This window comes from Streptomyces sp. SM10 (assembly GCF_002910915.1).
Lineage (GTDB): Bacteria > Actinomycetota > Actinomycetes > Streptomycetales > Streptomycetaceae > Streptomyces.
In genome coordinates this window covers 23,945-41,103 of record NZ_NEUF01000030.1, presented here as the reverse complement: position 1 = coordinate 41,103, position 17,159 = coordinate 23,945, and the positions used below count along the sequence as shown (strand labels likewise).

At 69.7% G+C, this 17,159-nt stretch carries 13 protein-coding genes and 1 pseudogene; 9 read left to right on the top strand and 5 right to left on the bottom strand.

Translation table 11 applies throughout. From position 1 onward, the window contains the following. Positions 1 to 20: 20 nt before the first annotated feature. From nhaA to B9S57_RS02370, 3 genes are all read right to left on the bottom strand, one after another. Positions 21 to 1,421 (bottom strand): Na+/H+ antiporter NhaA, encoded by a 1,401-nt coding sequence (gene nhaA, locus B9S57_RS02380; RefSeq protein WP_103513859.1) that lies wholly within the window; start codon positions 1,419 to 1,421, stop codon positions 21 to 23. A 490-nt stretch (positions 1,422 to 1,911) separates the two neighbouring features. Then, positions 1,912 to 3,879: an acetate--CoA ligase gene (gene acs / locus B9S57_RS02375; protein WP_103513858.1), complete on the bottom strand. Its 1,968-nt coding sequence runs from the start codon at positions 3,877 to 3,879 to the stop codon at positions 1,912 to 1,914. A 185-nt stretch (positions 3,880 to 4,064) separates the two neighbouring features. Beyond that, the gene (locus B9S57_RS02370; RefSeq protein ID WP_103513857.1) at positions 4,065 to 6,572 is read right to left on the bottom strand and encodes a SulP family inorganic anion transporter; all 2,508 of its coding nucleotides are present in this window, start codon (positions 6,570 to 6,572) and stop codon (positions 4,065 to 4,067) included. A 299-nt stretch (positions 6,573 to 6,871) separates the two neighbouring features. On the opposite strand from B9S57_RS02370, the gene B9S57_RS02365 reads away from it, so the two are divergent. Next, complete coding sequence (locus tag B9S57_RS02365; protein ID WP_103513856.1) at positions 6,872 to 8,191, top strand: hypothetical protein; 1,320 nt, start codon at positions 6,872 to 6,874, stop codon at positions 8,189 to 8,191. A 26-nt stretch (positions 8,192 to 8,217) separates the two neighbouring features. Here the strand turns inward: B9S57_RS02365 and B9S57_RS02360 are convergent, their stop codons facing one another. Further along, entirely contained in the window at positions 8,218 to 9,210 is a 993-nt protein-coding gene (locus tag B9S57_RS02360; RefSeq protein WP_103513912.1) for an ATP-binding protein, read from the bottom strand. Positions 9,211 to 9,312: 102 nt separating this feature from the next. Between B9S57_RS02360 and B9S57_RS02355 the strand changes: the two genes are divergently transcribed. Then, entirely contained in the window at positions 9,313 to 10,137 is an 825-nt protein-coding gene (locus B9S57_RS02355; protein WP_103513855.1) for an oxidoreductase, read from the top strand. 462 nt (positions 10,138 to 10,599) lie between these two features. Here the strand turns inward: B9S57_RS02355 and B9S57_RS02350 are convergent, their stop codons facing one another. Further along, positions 10,600 to 11,439: an HAD family phosphatase gene (locus tag B9S57_RS02350; protein WP_103513854.1), complete on the bottom strand. Its 840-nt coding sequence runs from the start codon at positions 11,437 to 11,439 to the stop codon at positions 10,600 to 10,602. Positions 11,440 to 11,939: 500 nt separating this feature from the next. Between B9S57_RS02350 and ssd the strand changes: the two genes are divergently transcribed. The 7 genes and pseudogenes from ssd to B9S57_RS02315 form a co-directional block, all read left to right on the top strand. After that, positions 11,940 to 13,079 carry a septum site-determining protein Ssd gene (ssd, locus tag B9S57_RS02345; RefSeq protein ID WP_103513853.1) on the top strand — a complete coding sequence of 380 codons (1,140 nt, stop codon included), beginning with the start codon at positions 11,940 to 11,942 and terminating at the stop codon, positions 13,077 to 13,079. After that, positions 13,076 to 14,224 (top strand): TadA family conjugal transfer-associated ATPase, encoded by a 1,149-nt coding sequence (locus B9S57_RS02340; protein ID WP_103513852.1) that lies wholly within the window; start codon positions 13,076 to 13,078, stop codon positions 14,222 to 14,224. Before ssd ends, B9S57_RS02340 begins: the two co-directional genes overlap by 4 nt. A 20-nt stretch (positions 14,225 to 14,244) precedes the next feature. Then, positions 14,245 to 15,084, top strand: a complete 840-nt coding sequence (locus B9S57_RS02335) for a type II secretion system F family protein (RefSeq protein ID WP_103513910.1) — start codon at positions 14,245 to 14,247, stop codon at positions 15,082 to 15,084. A 5-nt stretch (positions 15,085 to 15,089) separates the two neighbouring features. After that, entirely contained in the window at positions 15,090 to 15,908 is an 819-nt protein-coding gene (locus tag B9S57_RS02330) for a type II secretion system F family protein (protein WP_258036181.1), read from the top strand. A 279-nt stretch (positions 15,909 to 16,187) separates the two neighbouring features. Then, complete coding sequence (locus tag B9S57_RS02325) at positions 16,188 to 16,424, top strand: DUF4244 domain-containing protein (RefSeq protein ID WP_103513909.1); 237 nt, start codon at positions 16,188 to 16,190, stop codon at positions 16,422 to 16,424. 37 nt (positions 16,425 to 16,461) lie between these two features. After that, the gene (locus tag B9S57_RS02320; protein WP_308457374.1) at positions 16,462 to 16,806 is read left to right on the top strand and encodes a TadE family type IV pilus minor pilin; all 345 of its coding nucleotides are present in this window, start codon (positions 16,462 to 16,464) and stop codon (positions 16,804 to 16,806) included. A gap of 5 nt (positions 16,807 to 16,811) precedes the next feature. Then, positions 16,812 to 17,090, top strand: a pseudogene (locus B9S57_RS02315) (Rv3654c family TadE-like protein); the annotation flags it as partial. Between the last annotated feature and the right edge of the window lie 69 nt (positions 17,091 to 17,159).

Genomic DNA, 17,159 nt, shown 5'->3' with positions numbered 1-17,159 from the left:
TCCGTACATCCGATGTCAGATCATGCCGGACTGTCCGGCTTGCTGCTCGCTGCCCCCGCCTGTTCGGCACGGCGCCGGTGCTCTGCAGCCTTCCTCTCGTAGATCGCTGCCATGCGCAGGTGGTACTCCGGGTCGTCCTGCTCGTAGACGTCGGGCACCCCCGACTCGTCGGCGTCGAGCTCCTCGGCCTCGTACAGTGCCCTGTATCTGCGTACCCGCAGTTTGAGCAGTACACCGGAGAGTACGGCGGCAATCAGAGAACCGGTGAGGACCGCTGCCTTGACCTCGTTGATCATGTCCTCGTCGCCGGCGAAGGCCAGTTCCCCGATGAGCAGGGAAACGGTGAACCCGATACCTGCCAGCGTGGCGACGGCGAAGACATCCGCCCAGGCCAGGTCCTTGTTCAGCTCGGCCTTGGTGAAACGGGTGACGAGCCAGGTGCCTCCGAAGATGCCGACGGTCTTGCCGACGATCAGACCGAGGACCACCCCGAGCGTTTCGGGCCGGGTGAAGACGCCGGCCAGGGCATCGCCCTTGAGGGCGACCCCGGCAGAGAACAGGGCGAAGAGCGGCACCGCGACGCCCGCCGACAGAGGGCGGACCAGATGCTCGATGTGTTCGCCCGGGGAGTGCTCCTCGCCCTCACGGCGGGTGCAGCGCAGCATGAGACCCATGGCGACGCCGGCGATCGTGGCGTGCACGCCGCTGTTGTACATCAGCCCCCAGATGGCCAGGGCCAGCGGCACGTAGACGTACCACCCGCGCACCCCCGTACGCAGCAGCACGTAGAACACGACCAGACCGACCGCAGCGCCCCCGAGCGCGAGGAAGTCGATGCTCTCGGTGAAGAAGACCGCGATGATCAGGATGGCGAAGAGGTCGTCGACGACGGCGAGTGTCAGCAGGAAGGCCCGGAGCGCCGCCGGCAGTGAGGTGCCTATGACCGCGAGCACGGCGAGCGCGAACGCGATGTCGGTGGCGGTGGGGACGGCCCAGCCGCCGAGAGCTCCTCCGCCGAGTACAGCGGTCAGCGTGTAGACGAGTGCGGGGACGGCCATGCCGCAGAGTGCTGCGGCGACGGGCAGGGCTGCGGCCCGGGGGTCACGGAGTTCGCCTGCTACGAGCTCGCGCTTGAGTTCGACCCCGGCGACGAAGAAGAACACGGCGAGCAGTCCGTCGGCCGCCCAGTGGGCCACCGAGAGATCGAGCCCCAGCGCTTCCGGGCCGAAGTGGAAGGAGCTGACGGATTCGTAACTGGAGCCGGAGGTGTTCGCCCAGACCAGTGCGGCGACGGCCGCGACCAGCAGGATGATGCCGCCCACCGTCTCGGCGCGCAGGGCCTCGGCGACGTAGTTGCGCTCGGGGAGGGAGAGCCGGCCGAGCAGGGTACGGCGGCCGGAAGGGGGGAGGGGTGGAGCCACGAAGAAGACCTCCGGTCGGGTGACGGCAGTGGTGGCATGGCTGATTCACATGCCGACCAGACTTCCCGGCGCCCCTGTGGAGATTTCCTGTGAAGTTGTCGCGGTGTGACCGTGCCGGCCAGCCGGCTCCAGCGTGGACGCACTCGTCCGGCATGCATGTTCGGTCGAGGTGTCGTGCTGGCGGAAACACCACTCTACCTGGGGCATCGAAAACCTATCCGGCTCCGGTGCCTGCCGCCTGCCGACGTGTGACCGGTAGCGCCGCCCGGCGGGTGCATCGGCGAGCCCCTGCCTGCCGAGCGCCGGAAGGGGCACCCGGACTGCTTCCGGGTGCCCCTCGGCAACGTGCGAACGGACTGCTGGCGGAGCTACTGACAGACCTGCTGATGGGCCCGCGAACGGGCCTGCGAACAGACCTGTGCCGGGCGGGAGTGCTCGTGGCCGCCCGGCACAGGTCTGGCCTCCGGCCGTCCTGATTCTGCTGCTGTTCCTAGTCCTCGGCGGAGGCGGACGGCAGCTGCGTCTGGATGAGGGACATGACGGAGGAGTCCGTCAGGGTGGTGACGTCTCCGAGTTCGCGGTTCTCGGCGACGTCGCGCAGGAGGCGGCGCATGATCTTGCCGGAGCGGGTCTTGGGTAGTTCTGCCACGGGCAGGACGCGCTTGGGCTTCGCGATGGGTCCGAGGGTGGTGCCGACGTGGTTGCGGAGCTCGGCGACGAGCTCTTCGGAGGCGGTGGCCGTCCCGCGCAGGATGACGAAGGCGACGATGGCCTGGCCGGTCGTCTCGTCGTTGGCGCCGACGACGGCGGCCTCGGCGACCGAGGGGTGCGATACGAGGGCGGACTCCACCTCGGTGGTGGAGATGTTGTGGCCGGACACGAGCATGACGTCGTCGACCCGGCCGAGCAGCCAGATGTCGCCGTCCTCGTCCTTCTTGGCGCCGTCGCCTGCGAAGTACTTGCCTTCGAAGCGCGACCAGTAGGTGTCGATGAAGCGCTGGTCGTCGCCCCAGATGGTGCGGAGCATCGAGGGCCAGGGCTCGGTGAGGACGAGGTAGCCGCCCCCGCCGTCGGGGACCTCGCGGGCCTCGTCGTCCACGACGGTGGCCGCGATGCCGGGCAGGGCGCGCTGGGCGGAGCCGGGCTTGGTCTCGGTGACCCCGGGGAGCGGCGAGATCATCATCGCGCCGGTCTCGGTCTGCCACCAGGTGTCCACGATGGGGCAGGTGTCGGCGCCGATGTGCTTGCGGTACCACACCCACGCCTCGGGGTTGATCGGCTCACCGACCGAACCCAGCACCCGCAGCGAGGACAGGTCGAACTTGGCGGGGATGTCGTCGCCCCACTTCATGAACGTGCGGATCGCGGTCGGCGCGGTGTAGAGGATCGTGACGCCGTACTTCTGCACGATCTCCCAGAAACGCCCCTGGTGCGGGGTGTCGGGCGTGCCCTCGTACATGACCTGCGTCGCGCCGTTGGCCAGCGGCCCGTAGACGATGTAGGAGTGCCCGGTCACCCAGCCGATGTCGGCGGTGCACCAGTACACGTCGGACTCGGGCTTGAGGTCGAAGACCGCGTGGTGCGTGTACGCCGCCTGCGTGAGGTAGCCACCGGAGGTGTGCAGGATGCCCTTGGGCTTGCCCGTCGTCCCGGACGTGTAGAGCACGAACAGCGGCTGCTCGGCGTCGAAGGCCTCCGGGGTGTGCTCGGTGGACTGGCGTGCGGTGATCTCGTGCCACCAGACGTCCTTGCCCGCGTTCCACGCGGTGTCCTGCCCGGTGCGCCGGACCACGAGGACGTGCTCGACGCTGTCGATGCGCGAGACGGCGTCGTCCACGGCCGGCTTGAGGGCCGAGGGCTTGCCGCGCCGGTAGCCGCCGTCGGCGGTGATGACGACCTTGGCGTCGGCGTCCTGGATGCGGGCGGCGATCGCGTCGGCGGAGAAGCCGCCGAAGACCACCGAGTGCGCGGCGCCGATGCGGGCGCAGGCCAGCATCGCGATGGCGGCCTCGGGGATCATCGGCAGGTAGACGGCGACCCGGTCACCCGTGGTGACACCGAGTTCGGTGAGGGCGTTCGCGGCGCGGGAGACCTCGTCCTTCAGCTCCGCGTAGGTGATCGCGCGGCTGTCGCCGGGCTCACCCTCGAAGTGGATCGCGACCCGGTCGCCGTTGCCCGCTTCGACGTGGCGGTCCACGCAGTTGTACGCGACGTTGAGCGTGCCGTCCGCGAACCACTTCGCGAAGGGCGGGTTGCTCCAGTCGAGCGTCTCGGTCGGCTCCGTGGCCCAGGTCAGGCGGCGGGCCTGCTCGGCCCAGAAGCCCAGCCTGTCCGCCTCGGCCTGCTCGTACGCCTGTGCTGTCACGTTGGCGTTCGCGGCCAGATCGGCAGGCGGTGCGAACCGCCGCTCCTCCTTGAGCAGATTGGCCAGGCTTTCGTTGCTCACGACATCTCCCATTCCCAGGGTGTCCGTTGTGTCCCGGAGGACAGCTCATCAGGCCGAGGGCCAGGTGACAAGTGTCTGCCGGGAATTGGTTTAGACCTGTGCCTCGTGTATGGAGCCACAGGTCCCGCTTCCGCAAGCAACATCGTGCGTGGCGAAAGCGGGACCACAAGGTCTCACGGACCGGGTAGGTGAGAGGTTCAGGCCCCGACGGTGGTGCCGGGGGCGGTGAGCAGGGCGTCGACGCCGGGTTCCGCACTCCATTCCGCACCCGGGGCGACCCGGGCGAAGACCTCGTCGGGCCCCGTTCCGGAGCTGGCGCCCTCGGTCAGCAGGTAGGCCTGCGCCTCACCGACGTGGAAGTACATGCCGTGGAGTTGCAGGGTGCCCGCCGCGAGCCGGCGGGCCACCGACTCGTGCGCGCGCAGGTGCTCCAACTGCTGGACCACGTTGGTCAGACAGAGTTGCTCGACCGCATCGGTCGGCAGTCGCCCGGCGATGCGTGCCCATGAGTGGTGACGGGAGCGCATGCGCTCCAGACTCGGCAGGCCGTGCCGCAACCAGCGCCATAGAGGTGTACGGGGAGTCTCCGGCGCAGCGCCCAACAGTGCCTGCATCGCTCCGCATCCGGAGTGGCCGCAGATGGTGATGGACTCGACTTCCAACACGTCCACCGCGTATTCGATGGCGGCCGCCACCGAGTCGTCGTTGCTCGTCTCGCTTCCGGTGTCCGGCGGGGGTACCAGGTTTCCGACGTTCCGCACGGTGAACAGGTCGCCCGGGCCGCTCGCGGTGATCATGCTGGTGACCAGGCGGGAGTCGGCGCAGGTGAGGAACAGCTGTGAAGGCCGCTGCCCTTCGGCGGCCAGCCGGGCCAGCTCCTCGCGGACCAGGGGAGCGGTGGTGCGCTGGAACGAACTCAGTCCGCTGAGCAGCCGGTGGGCACCGTGCCTGCGGTGAGGGGAGACCGCCGGATCTGAGGGAGAGGACTTCTGGACGGTGTGCGAGGCAGGCGCCTCGGCGTGCGGTGCGGCGTTGTGCGTACGGTCGTGACAGTGATGGTTGCGCCATGGTGTCCAGGGGCGGCAGCAGGAGTGGGCCGCCGACGCGGGCTCGGCGATCCGGCCTCCCGAACGCCCCGTGAACTCGATCCGACCGCCCATCGCGGTCTGTGCGGCGTACCAGTCCTGGATCGTCTCGTACGCGGCATGATCCATGAAGAAGCCGTCCAGTTCGACCACGGCGTCGACCCCGTGGGGGAGCCGTCCGAGCAGGCGACTGAGACGGGGGACGGCCAGAAACGTCAACTGCCCGCGGGCGGCCACGAGGTAGCGGCCGTCCTGTTCCGTCACGGTGATCCGCGTCCGGGCCAGCCGGTGCAGGGCGACGGCCACCGCCACGACGATGCCGATCGCCACGCCTTCGAGCACCCCGGCGAGGATCACACCGCTGATCGTCGCGCCGTAGACCAGGAACTCACGGTGTCTGTGGACCTTGCGGATATGGGCGAAGCTGACCATCTGGATGCCCACCACCATCACGAGGGCGGCGAGTGCCGCCAGGGGGATCCACTCGAGGACGGTGACGAGCAGCATGGCCGCCGACAGCACCCATACGCCGTGCAGCACGGTGGAGGCGCGGCTCTCGGCACCCGCCCGCACATTCGCGGAACTGCGTACGGCGCCGCCGGACACGGCAAGCCCTCCGGCCAGCCCTGAGAGTGCATTGGCGACCCCCTGGGCCCGCAGCTCACGGTCGAGATCGGATCGCTTGACCGGCGCCGGCGCAGGTGCTCCGTCCTTGGGTGCGGCGGCCGACCGGTCCGCGGCCAGTTTGTCGACGGAGACCGCGGCGAGCAGGGATTCGAGACTCGCCACGAGCATGACCGTGAACACCGCTGCCGCCAGTGCGGCGACCGGCCCCTGGGGCATCTCGGGCAGTGCGTGCGAGCGCCATGAAGGAAGGTCCACCCGGGCGATTCCGGGGGTTGCCACGGCGGCCACCGCAGTCGCGACGACCACGGCGGCGAGCGCGGCAGGAATTCTGCCCAGCGATGCTCCGACGCGTCCGGGCAGGCGCGGCCACACGACGAGCAGCACGATGGTCAGGGCCCCGATCAGAGGAGCCGCTGGTTCGAACTGGGCCAAGTGGGACGGTAGCGAGAGGGCGTTGTCGAGCGCGGAACTCTGCGGTGCCCGGCCGAGCACGATGTGCATCTGGGCGAGAGCGATGGCCACACCGATTCCCGCGAGCGTGCCGTGCACGATGGCGGGACTGACGGCAAGGGCGCTGCGGGCCGCCTTCAGCGAGCCCAGCAGGATCTGCAGGAGCCCTGCCCCGACGGTGATCGCGCACGTGGTGCGCCAGCCGTAGATCTGGATCAACTCGGCTGTGACCACGGTCAGTCCGGCGGATGGGCCACTGACCTGGAGGGGGGTGCCGCCCAGCAGGCCGGCGACGATGCCGCCGATCGCGGCCGAGACCAGGCCGGCGGCGAGGGGGGCGTCCATGGCGACGGCGAGACCGAGCGACATGGGAACGGCGATCAGGAAGACGGTGATCGATGCGGACAGATCCGCGCCCGAGACGCGGAAGCGTCCGCGTCGGGGCGGTGGCGGCGGACTGTGCGGGCGCTTGAATCCCGAGGCGAGGGATTGGCGCGAACTGCGGGACGAGTGGTCGTTGCGGGTAGGGACGCAGGCAGACATGTTCCCGTCTCCTCCGGGGCAGCGCGGTCGCGGTATGTGAGTGACGGCGGCCGTGGGTCACGGCGTGCAGCGGTGGGGTAAAGCGGCGGGATTTCTCAACTCTCCGTAAATGAATCGTAATGGAGAGTAAAGAAGAGTGTCCATGCTTTCGAGCAAATAGCCCACTGAGTCACTCATTCCAGTGAATAAGCAGCTTTTCATCTGGCTTGTCGTACTGATTCCGGCCGGGCTGCGTGTGAGGTTGGCCGCGCCGTGTAGGCACTTGACCGCACGAATCCTGCAAGGAAGAGGGTGGACGGATGATGGCCGCCACGAAGCGGATCGCTCTGGGTGCCGTGGTCACGGCCCTGGTCGCCGGCCTCGCCGGCTGTTCGGACCTGGGTACGGGGGCCGAGGGCCCCGGCCTCGGGAAGAAGTCGGCCCCGGCGAACTCCCCGGCTGCGGCGCCGAAGGGGGCGGTCGACCTCATCGGTGACGGTTCCACGGCCTACACCGGAGCCCAGCCGCGGCTTCCAGCGGTCAAGCGCCTCAAGCCCGGTCAGAAGCCTCCGCAGTTCGTGGTGTTCTCCTGGGACGGAGCGGGTGAGGACAGCCAGAAGTTGTTCTCGCATTTCCGCGAGGTCGCGAAGAAGTACGACGCCAGGATGACGTACTTCCTCAGTGGTGTGTACCTCCTGCCGGAGGAGAAGCGGGCGCTCTACGACCCGCCTCAGCACTCGGCGGGCCGCTCCGACATCGGGTTCAACGACACCGAGGGAATTCGCCACACGCTGACGGAGCTGCGCGCGGCCTGGCTGGACGGCAATGAGATCGGAACCCATTTCAACGGGCACTTCTGCGGCCCGGACGGAGGTGTGGGCACCTGGTCGGTCGAGGAGTGGAAGAGCGAGATCAGCCAGGCGAAGGCGTTCGTGAAGAGCTGGAAGTCCAACACTCCTGCCCTCAAGAGTGAAGCTCCGTTGCCCTTCGACTACGACAAGGAACTGATCGGCGCCCGCACCCCGTGCCTGGAGGGCCAGAAGAACATGGTCGCAGCGGCACGGACCATGGGATTCCGTTACGACTCCAGTGGTGTGGGGAACCAGGTCTGGCCCGCGAAGAAGGACGGGCTCTGGGACCTCCCCCTGCAACTCGTCCCCGTGCCGGGCCGCGCCTTCGAGACTCTCTCGATGGACTACAACTTCATGTTCAACCAGTCCGGTACGACGACTCAGGGCGACCCCGACAAGCACGATTACTGGGGGAACCAGATGCGGGACGGCCTCCTCCAGGCGTTCGACCGCGCCTACAACGGGAACCGCGCCCCGATGATTATCGGCAACCACTTCGAATCCTGGAACGGCGGCACCTACATGCGTGCGGTCGAGGAGACGATCAAGACGGTGTGCACCCAGAAGGATGTGCAATGCGTGTCCTTCCGGCAGCTCACCGACTGGCTGGACGCGCAGGACCCCGCGACGCTCGCCAGGCTCGGCACTCTGAAGGTGGGGCAGAAGCCCGAGCGGGGCTGGACCGCGTTCCTCGCGGGAGCGGCGCCGGTCAAGCCCACAGGCAGCCCCGTGCCTGCCGGGCCGGCGGATCAGCCGGCAGGCGAGGGGGCTGACAGGGGCACGGACTAGGGCCACCCCGGCGCTGCTCCGTCCGGTCAGGCCGGCTGGGCGGCGCCCGCCGCGCGGTGCTCATGCAGGACGAAGGCGGGGTCGACCTGGGCAGCCAGGTCGGCGCCCGTCTTCTCGTTGCCCCAGCTCTCGGCGTTCTTCAGGTGGAAGTGCACCATCTGCCGGGTATAGCGCTCCCAGTCACGCAGCTCGTACGAATCCTCGGCTGCGTCCTGCAGGGCCTGAAGAGCCATGCGGTTGTCCGCCTCCAGCAGCTCGAAGGGGGCGGGGCGGCCCTTTTCCATCGTCCGGACCCAGTCCGACTGGCCCACGGCGACCAGCAGGTCGTCGCCGACCTCGTCGCGCAGGAAGTCGAGATCGTCCGCGCCCTGCACCTTGTTGCCCACCACCTTCAGCGCGATGCCGAAGTCCCGTGCGTAGTCCTTGTACTGGCGGTAGACGGAGACGCCCTTCCGGGTCGGTTCGGCGACGAGGAACGTCATGTCGAACCGGGTGAACATCCCTGACGCGAACGAATCCGACCCCGCGGTCATGTCGACCACCACGTACTCGTCCGGGCCGTCGACCAGGTGGTTGAGGCAGAGTTCGACCGCACCGACCTTGGAGTGGTAGCAGGCGACACCGAGGTCGGACTCGGTGAAGGGGCCGGTGGCCATCAGTCGGATGTCCCCGTCGTCCAGACGGACCGTGCGGGCGCAGGCGTCGTAGACCGGGTTGTCCTCGCGGACCCGCAGGAGCCGGGAGCCTTCTCCTGGAGGTGTTGTCTTGATCATCGTCGAGGAGGACGCGATCCGGGGGTTGCTTCCGCGGAGGTAGTCCTTGATGAGGGGCAGCTGGGCGCCCATGGCGGGCAGCGCAGCGGATTCGTTCTCGTCCAGGCCGAGGGCGGCCCCGAGGTGTTGGTTGATGTCGGCGTCCACCGCGACGACATGGGCTTCATTGGCTGCGAGGTGGCGGATGAAGAGCGAGGACAGCGTTGTCTTGCCGCTGCCGCCCTTCCCCACGAAAGCGATCTTCATGTTCACCTAGGGTAGCGGTCTCATCGCTCAGTGCTGTCATGCTTCGTGAAGAAGGCCACTCCTGGACGGCATCCGCACGCGGGGCGCGTAGCCTCCCTACTTATGAGTACGACTTCCTCGGACCCGCTTGCCGCCCTGGGTGACCTGCCGGGCGTCGCCGACGCGGTGGACTCCGTACGCAAGGCTGTGGACAGGGCCTACGGGCACCGGGTCATGCGGCGCCGCAGTAACGAGGTGACCGCGGAGGCCGCTCTGCGGGGGGCTCGCGGTTCGGCGGCGCTCTCGGGCGCCGACTGGAATCTCGAGGAGGTGCGGCGGCGTACGGACTTCCGTGGTGACGACGAGGCTCGCGTCGTAGGCGCCGCCCTCAGACTCACGGCGGAGGCCGGGCAGCTGCTCTCCATCTGGCGGCAGTCGCCCCTCCGTGTGCTGGCGCGGCTGCACCTGGTGGCGGCGGGCGGCGGGACTCCCGATGAAACGGTCGGCCGGCCGCGGGTGGCGGGCGAACCGGTCGACGAGCCCTTGATCGAGGCGCCCCTCCCGGACGCGGGCGAGGTGTCCGGCCGCCTCGAGGGGCTGTCCGGGCTGATCATCGCCGGCGGCTCGGCGCCCGCACTCGTGACGTCGGCGGTGGTGCACGGTGAACTGCTGGCGCTTCGCCCCTTCGGCTCGCACAACGGCTTGGTCGCCCGTACCGCCGAGCGGATCGTGCTGATCGGCAGCGGGCTCGACCCCAAATCGATCTGCCCTGCCGAGGTCGGTCATGCGGAGCAGGGGCGTGCGGCCTACGTTGCGGCGTTCGAGGGGTACCTCTCGGGGAGGCCGGAGGGGATGGCCGCCTGGATCGCCCACTGCGGGCGCTCGGTGGGTCTTGGCGTCAGGGAGTCCACGGCGGTGTGTGAAGCGATGCAGCGCGGCGCGGCCTGAGCGCATCGGCCCGTGCCCGTGCGGGGCCGGACCGAAGTTTGCTCGCGCGGTCGGAGATGCGCACGGGCGGACCCCGGACAGGGGTGCGGCGGTACCGGTTCCGGTACCGCCGCTGGCACGTCCGCCCAGTTACCAAGCGTCCTCGGAATGTGCCCATCAGGTCGGGTTCATTGCCCGTCACCTGGTGCGGCTGGCCCGTAATCGACGGGTCGACGTCGCGTGGGTGCTCGGCTTTCGTGCTCGGTCCGTGGGGCCGTGTGTGCGTGAAAGGTCATCCTCTCGGATGTCCTTGGTCTCGCGGGCCGTTGAATCCTTTGTACTCCTGGAGCGGGGGGATCGGAAGCCCTGGCCCCACTTCTTTACTTTTATGTTCAAATGCGGTCGGGCCGGACGTTTCTGCGAGTGGTCGGCCGTGGCTGCGAGGGCTGCGCGCCGAGAAGCGGTGCCGGCCGGTCACGCCTCTCAGGTGGTGGGCGCTGCGGCGCGGCGGCGGTTGGCGTACCAGACCAGTCCGGCGGTGACGGCCGCCGCTCCCACCGCAGCGGCGGCCACGAGCGCCGGTCGGGGCGGCATCGAGAACGCGGGGAGACGCTGCTTGAGCCGGACCGGCCGGTCGAAGACGAGAATCGGCCATTCCCGCAGCGTGGCCTCGCGCCGCAGCGCCCGGTCAGGGTTGACCGCGTGCGGATAGCCCACCGATTCCAGCATGGGCACGTCTGTTGCGGAGTCGCTGTACGCGTAGCAGCGGGAGAGGTCGTAGCCTTCCGATTCGGCGAGTGCCCTGATCGCCTCGGCCTTGGTGGGACCGTAGGCGTAGTACTCGATCTCACCGGTGAAGCAGCCGTCGTCCCCCACGACCATCCGGGTCGCCACGACCCGGTCGGCGCCGAGCAGTTCCCCGATCGGCTCGACGACCTCGGCGCCGGAGGTCGAAACGATGACCACGTCGCGTCCGGCGGTGTGGTGCTCCTCGATGAGTGTTGCCGCCTCGTCGTAGATGATCGGGTCGATCAGCTCGTGCAGGGTCTCGGCGACGAGGTCCTTCACCTGCTGGACGTTCCACCCCTTGCAGAGCGCCGACAGGTAGTCGCGCATCCGCTCCATCTGGTCGTGATCGGCGCCCCCGGCGAGAAACACGAACTGTGTGTACGCGGTGCGCAGTACGGCACGGCGGTTGATCAGCCCGCCTTGGTAGAAGGACTTGCTGAAGGTCAGTGTCGATGACTTCGCAATGACCGTCTTGTCCAGGTCAAAGAAGGCTGCTGTGCGCGGTGAGAAGCAGTTTTCCACAAAGGTGAGCATAGGGGCCCGCCATTCGGCGTAAAGTCCGGCGGGTGGGTTTGCCTGAGAAGGTGCTCGGGTACACCATGGAAGTCACGGATCGTTCGCGACCGTGCTAACCCGGTCCGACTCCTCCCCCCCCGAGTCGGCCGTGGGGACGACCCCCGCTCTCCCCCCCGGCGGGGGTCGTCGCATGTCCGGACCCGTTTTCCGGTGAGGGGGCAGGGTTCTTCGTCCTTCTGCGGCTCTCCGTGGCCAGCGCCTCCCGGGGATCGGTCCGATCATCTCTCGTCACGCTGAGTAGTGAAAGGGGTGCGCTCCGAATGTCCCCTGTACGAGCTACCGAGATATTCACAACGCTGTAGTTGTCCACAGTTTTTGAGCAAGATCCACATGTTTTTCCGAGAGCTTGCATGTTGATTCCACCCGCGAAGTCCGCGGGTTCCGGAATCGCGTGTCTCGGAAGCGTTCGAGATCACCGCGAAACCGCACCGAAGGGACAGTGGGAAGGGGCGGAGATCGTGGCTGGATCTTGCGCGAGCGAGGGTCTGCCGAGCGTCGAGGAGCGCCGGTGCGGGCCGTTGATCGTGACCGAGGAAGCGGAACTGCTCGACGATCTGCTCAGGCTGTGCGCAGCAGCCGGGGCGGTACCCGAGGTGCGTCACGGGCCTCCTGCGGAGAGAGGTGGCTGGGAGCGGGCGCCGATGGTCCTGGTGGGTGACGACGCGGCGTCGCGATGCCGTGGGGCGTCCCGAAGGCCCGGCGTCATGCTCGTGGGGCGGGACCAGGACGATCCTGACGTATGGCGTCGCGCGGTGGAGATCGGGGCCGAATACGTGCTGCGACTGCCCGATTCCGAGAGCTGGCTCGTCGATCAGATCGCCAACGCGGTGGAGGGCGTGGGCCGATCCGCGCTCACGGTGGGGGTGATCGGCGGACGTGGCGGCTCCGGCGCGTCCACGCTGGCATGTGCGCTGGCTGTGACAGCGGCGCGATCGGGGCGGCGGACGATGCTGATCGACGGTGACCCCTTGGGCGGTGGCATCGACGTACTGCTCGGCGGTGAGGAATCCGACGGCTTGCGGTGGCCGGATTTCGCCCGTTCGAAGGGAAGGGTCGGCGGAGGGGCGCTGGAGGAGTCCCTGCCGGCGTTGCATGGGCTGCGCGTGCTCAGTTGGGGCCGGGACGACGAGGTGATCGTGCCGCCGCAGGCCATGCGGTCGGTGCTCGCCGCATCGCGTCGCCTCGGTGGAGTTGTGGTCGTGGATCTGCCCAGGAGAGTCGACGAAAGCGTGGTGGAGGCGCTCGCGCAGCTGGACGTCGGGCTGCTGGTCGTGCCCGGTGAGCTGAGAGCGGTCGCAGCGGCGCAACGCGTCGCGTCGGCGGCCGGGATGGTCCTTGAGGACCTACGGGTAGTCGCCAGGGGGCCCTACACGGCGGGCCTGGACGAGCATTGGGTGGCTCAGGCACTGGGACTGCCTCTCGTCGGAGACCTGCCCCTGGAGGCCGGGTTGTCCTCGGCTCAGGACAGTGGTGTGCCTCCCGGCGGAAATCCCCGGGGTGCGTTGGCCCGATTCTGTAAGGCCTTCTGGGAGCTGGCGGATTCTCCCGGCCGCTTCGCCGGCGTCCCCGCCCGGTCGTCCTGGGGCGCGGTCTCATGACCGACGCGCTGCTCGACGCCGTACGCCAACGACTGGCACGCAGTGGTGCGGCGCCCACTCCTGCCGGAGTGGCTGCCGCGCTGAGGGAGCAGGGGCGCCTGCTGGGTGACGCGGAAGTCCTCGGCGCGGCCGAGGAGCTGCGAGGAGAACTGGTCGGCACCGGGGTGCTCGAACGGCTGCTGGCCGATCCGGCGGTGACCGACGTGCTGGTGTCCTCTCCGGACCGGGTGTGGGTGGACCGTGGCGGCGGACTCGAGCTGACCCGGGTCACCTTTCAGGACGCGGCGGCTGTCCGGAGGCTGGCACAGAGGCTCGCTGCGGTAGCGGGCCGTCGTCTGGACGACGCCCGGCCGTGGGTGGACGCCCGGCTGCCGGACGGGACGCGCATGCATGCGGTCCTGCCGCCTGTGTCCGTCGGTTCGACGTGCCTCTCGCTGCGGGTGGTGCGGCCCAGGGCCTTCACCCTGGCGGAGCTCGTGGCGGCGGGGACGGTTCCGCCCGGCGGCGACCTATTGCTGAAGGCGCTGGTCGAGGCCCGGGTCTCGTACCTGATCAGCGGAGGAACCGGCGCGGGGAAGACCACTCTGTTGTCGAGTCTGCTGGGGGCGGTGGGCGAACGGGAGCGCATCGTGCTGGCCGAGGACTCGTCGGAACTGCGCCCGGATCACCCGCACGTGGTGCGCCTGGAGTCCCGTCCCGCCAATCAGGAAGGTGCCGGGCGCGTGGTGCTACGGGACCTCGTACGCCAGGCGCTGCGCATGCGGCCCGACCGGCTGGTGGTGGGAGAGGTCCGTGGCGCCGAGGTGACCGAGCTTCTGGCGGCGCTCAACACCGGGCACGAAGGCGGTTGCGGCACGGTCCACGCGAATGCCGCAGAGCACGTTCCTGCGCGTCTGGAAGCGCTCGGGACGGCGGCCGGCCTTGACCGGGCGGCCTTGCACAGCCAGCTTGCAGCCGCCCTCTCCGTGGTCCTTCACCTCGTGCGGGACAGGGACGGGCAGCGCAGGCTCGCCGAAGTGCATGTGCTCGAGCGGGATTCGGCGGGCCTGGTCGTCACGGTGCCCGCGCTGCGCTGGGGGACGGACGGGTTCGAGCCGGAGCCGGGCCGGGAGCGACTCGGCGTGCTGCTCGGGGAGGGGACGTGACGGCGGGGTCCGAACCCCTGATGCAGGGGCTCGCCTGGGTGATGGCGGGCTGCGCGGGCCTCGCGGGTGGGCTGGCCGTGGCACGGGATCCAGGGGCACGCCGAGCCCGGGCCCTGATGCAGAGGGGGCGGGAGGCCCGATGGGTCCCGACGGCGGGGGTAATGCTCCGGTCCTTCCTCGTGGGGCGCAGGGAATGGCTGTGTGCCCCTGTGGCGGCCCTTCTCGCCGTGCTGGGTGAATCGGTGCTTCCTCTGCTCGCGGGAGCTGTGGCGGTCCCGCTCGTGCGGCGGTGGCTGCAGCGGCGGGCGCGGGGACGCGAGCGGGAGCGGGTCGCCGACGCGGTGACGTCGCTCTGCGGGTCGGTGGTGGGCGAGCTGCGGGCAGGGCGCGAACCCGGAGAGGCTCTGCGCGCCGCCGTGCGGAGCACGGGCGCGCTGGGAACCGCGGAGTCCGCGGTGCTGGCCGCAGCGCGGTTCGGCGGCGACGTGCCGGGCGCGCTGCGGCAGGCGGCCGACGGGCCCGGTCTCGACGGGCTGGCGGGGATGGCGGCCTGCTGGCGTGTGGCAGTGGACGGCGGAGCCGGTCTCGCGGCAGGTCTGGCACGCCTCGAGAGTGCCCTGCGGGGCGAGCGGCGCCGACGGGAGGAGCTGCGGGCGCAACTGGCAGGCGCGTGGTCGACGGTCGCGGTCCTGGCATTGCTGCCGGTGGTGGGGCTGGGTCTGGGGGCGGCGCTCGGGGCGGATCCGCTGGAGGTTCTGCTGCACAGTCCGGGCGGGCTGGTCTGCCTGTTCACGGGTGGCCTTCTGGAGGCGGCGGGGCTGTTCTGGGCGGCGCGGATCGTGAGGGCGGGGGAGTCGTGAGCGGGATGCCTGAGGTGGTCGTGAGCGGGATGCCCGAGGCGGGGGAACGTCTGGGGGCGGCGGGGGCGGTGCTGGGCGCCGCTGTGTATCTCACTCTCTCGCTCACTGTCCGACGGCGTGAGCGAGGGATACGGAGGCGTGGGGAGCTGCTGACCAAGTCCCGGGCGAAGGTGCCGAAGCGGGGGTGGTCGGAAATGCGGCTGGCGGGCGGGACGCGCGCTCGGCGGTGGATGGTGTTCCTGGCCGCCTGGGCGATCGGCTGGATCCTCGTCGGCGGGCCCGCCGGCTGCGGGGTCGGCCTCGTGGCGGCGTTCGGTCTGCGGCGGTGGCACAAGTCCCGAAGGGGACGAGCGGCCGTCGGACGGGATGCCGAAGATGCCCAGGTCGTACGGCAGTTGCCGCTTGCCGCAGATCTGCTGGCGTCCTGCATCTCGGCAGGGGCAGGGCCGAGAGAGGCGGCGGAGGCGGTCGGGGAATCCATGACCGGTCCGGTGGGCGAGCGGCTGGCCCGTACGGCGGCCGAGATTCTGCTCGGGGGTGAACCGGCGGAAGCGTGGGGACGGTTCGGGGAGATACCGGGTGCCGCACCCCTGGCCCGCTGCCTGGCCCGGGCCTCATCGACGGGCGCTCCTGCGGCGGAGCCCGTTTCCAGGATCGCCGACGAGATGCGAGCCGAGCGAGCGAGCGCGGCCGTGGCACGCGCCCAGAGGGCGGCCGTGCTGATCACCGCACCGGTGGGGCTCTGCTTTCTGCCCGCCTTTCTGGCGGTGGGCGTGGCACCTGTGGTGATCGGACTGGCGTCCGGTCTGCTGCACCGCACCTGAACAAGGGCGGCACTTCAGGCCGACACCGGATCCGGTCCGGCCCGACTTCGCCCTGGCCGGACGGGACCCGGACATGGCTGAGCGCTGTCCGGCCCGCCGGGGGCCGGAGCTGCCCCAAGCCCGGAGCCGAAGTCGGTCTGTGAGAACCGAGCTTCGGGATCTGGAGTTCCAGATCCCGAAGCTCCAGATCTGGAGTTGCAGATCTGGAGTTCCAGATCCGGAGCACCGGAATCCGAATTTCCGAACGAGACGACGCGAATTGTGATCGTGGGGGTTGAAATGGGTGGTAACGCTGTGCGGAAGTGCTTGCGAGCGCTGCGTCGGGCCTGGCAGACGAGGTTCGGCAGTCATGCCCGGCGCGCAGGCCTCGACCGGGGGATGACGACCTCCGAATACGCTGTGGGGACCATCGCCGCCTGCGCGTTCGCGGCGGTGCTCTACAAGGTGGTGACCAGCGGGGCGGTGGTGTCGGCGCTGCAGGCGCTGATCAAGGACGCCCTCGATGCGAAGTTCTGAGGTGTCGCGGAAGGTTCGGCGGGGTGACGGAGGAGCGGTGACGGCGGAGGCCGCGATGGCCCTCCCCGTGCTGGTGGCGTTCGTGCTCGCACTCGTCTGGGCGCTGGTGGCAGCCTCGGATCAGATCCGCTGTGTGGACGCCGCTCGGGCCGGAGCCCGGGCCGCGGCTCGATCGGAGCCGGAGCAGGCGGTGCTGTCCGCGGCCCGGGAGGCGGCCCCCGACAGGGCCCGGGTCGCCGTGGAGCGGGCCGGGGGTTTGTGGCGGGTCCGAGTGGAGGCGCCGACGCCAGGGCCTGGTCCGTTGAGTCTGACGCTGAGCGCCGACGCGGTCGCATCTGCAGAGGACGCGGTGGGGACCGACACGGTGGGGACCGGCCTGTGACGAGGATGACGAGAATGAGGGGCGGCCCGGGGGATCAAGGGCTGGCGACGGTCTGGGTGGCCGTGACGACTGCGACGCTGTGCACCGTGTTCGCGATGGTGCTCGCGCTCGGGCAGGCCGTGGCCGCCCGACACAGGGCCGGCGGCGCCGCGGATCTGGCGGCGCTCGCCGCAGCCGATCAGGCGCTACGAGGCGCGGAAACGGCGTGCCGGGCAGCCGACGAGGTCGCCGCGGCGCAGGGAGCTGAGATCGTGCGCTGCGGAGTCCGGGGTGAGATCGCCGATGTGACGGCCCGCGCGCGCTTCGGCCCGTACGAACCAGAGGTCCGGGCGCGAGCGGGGCCTCCGGAGGTC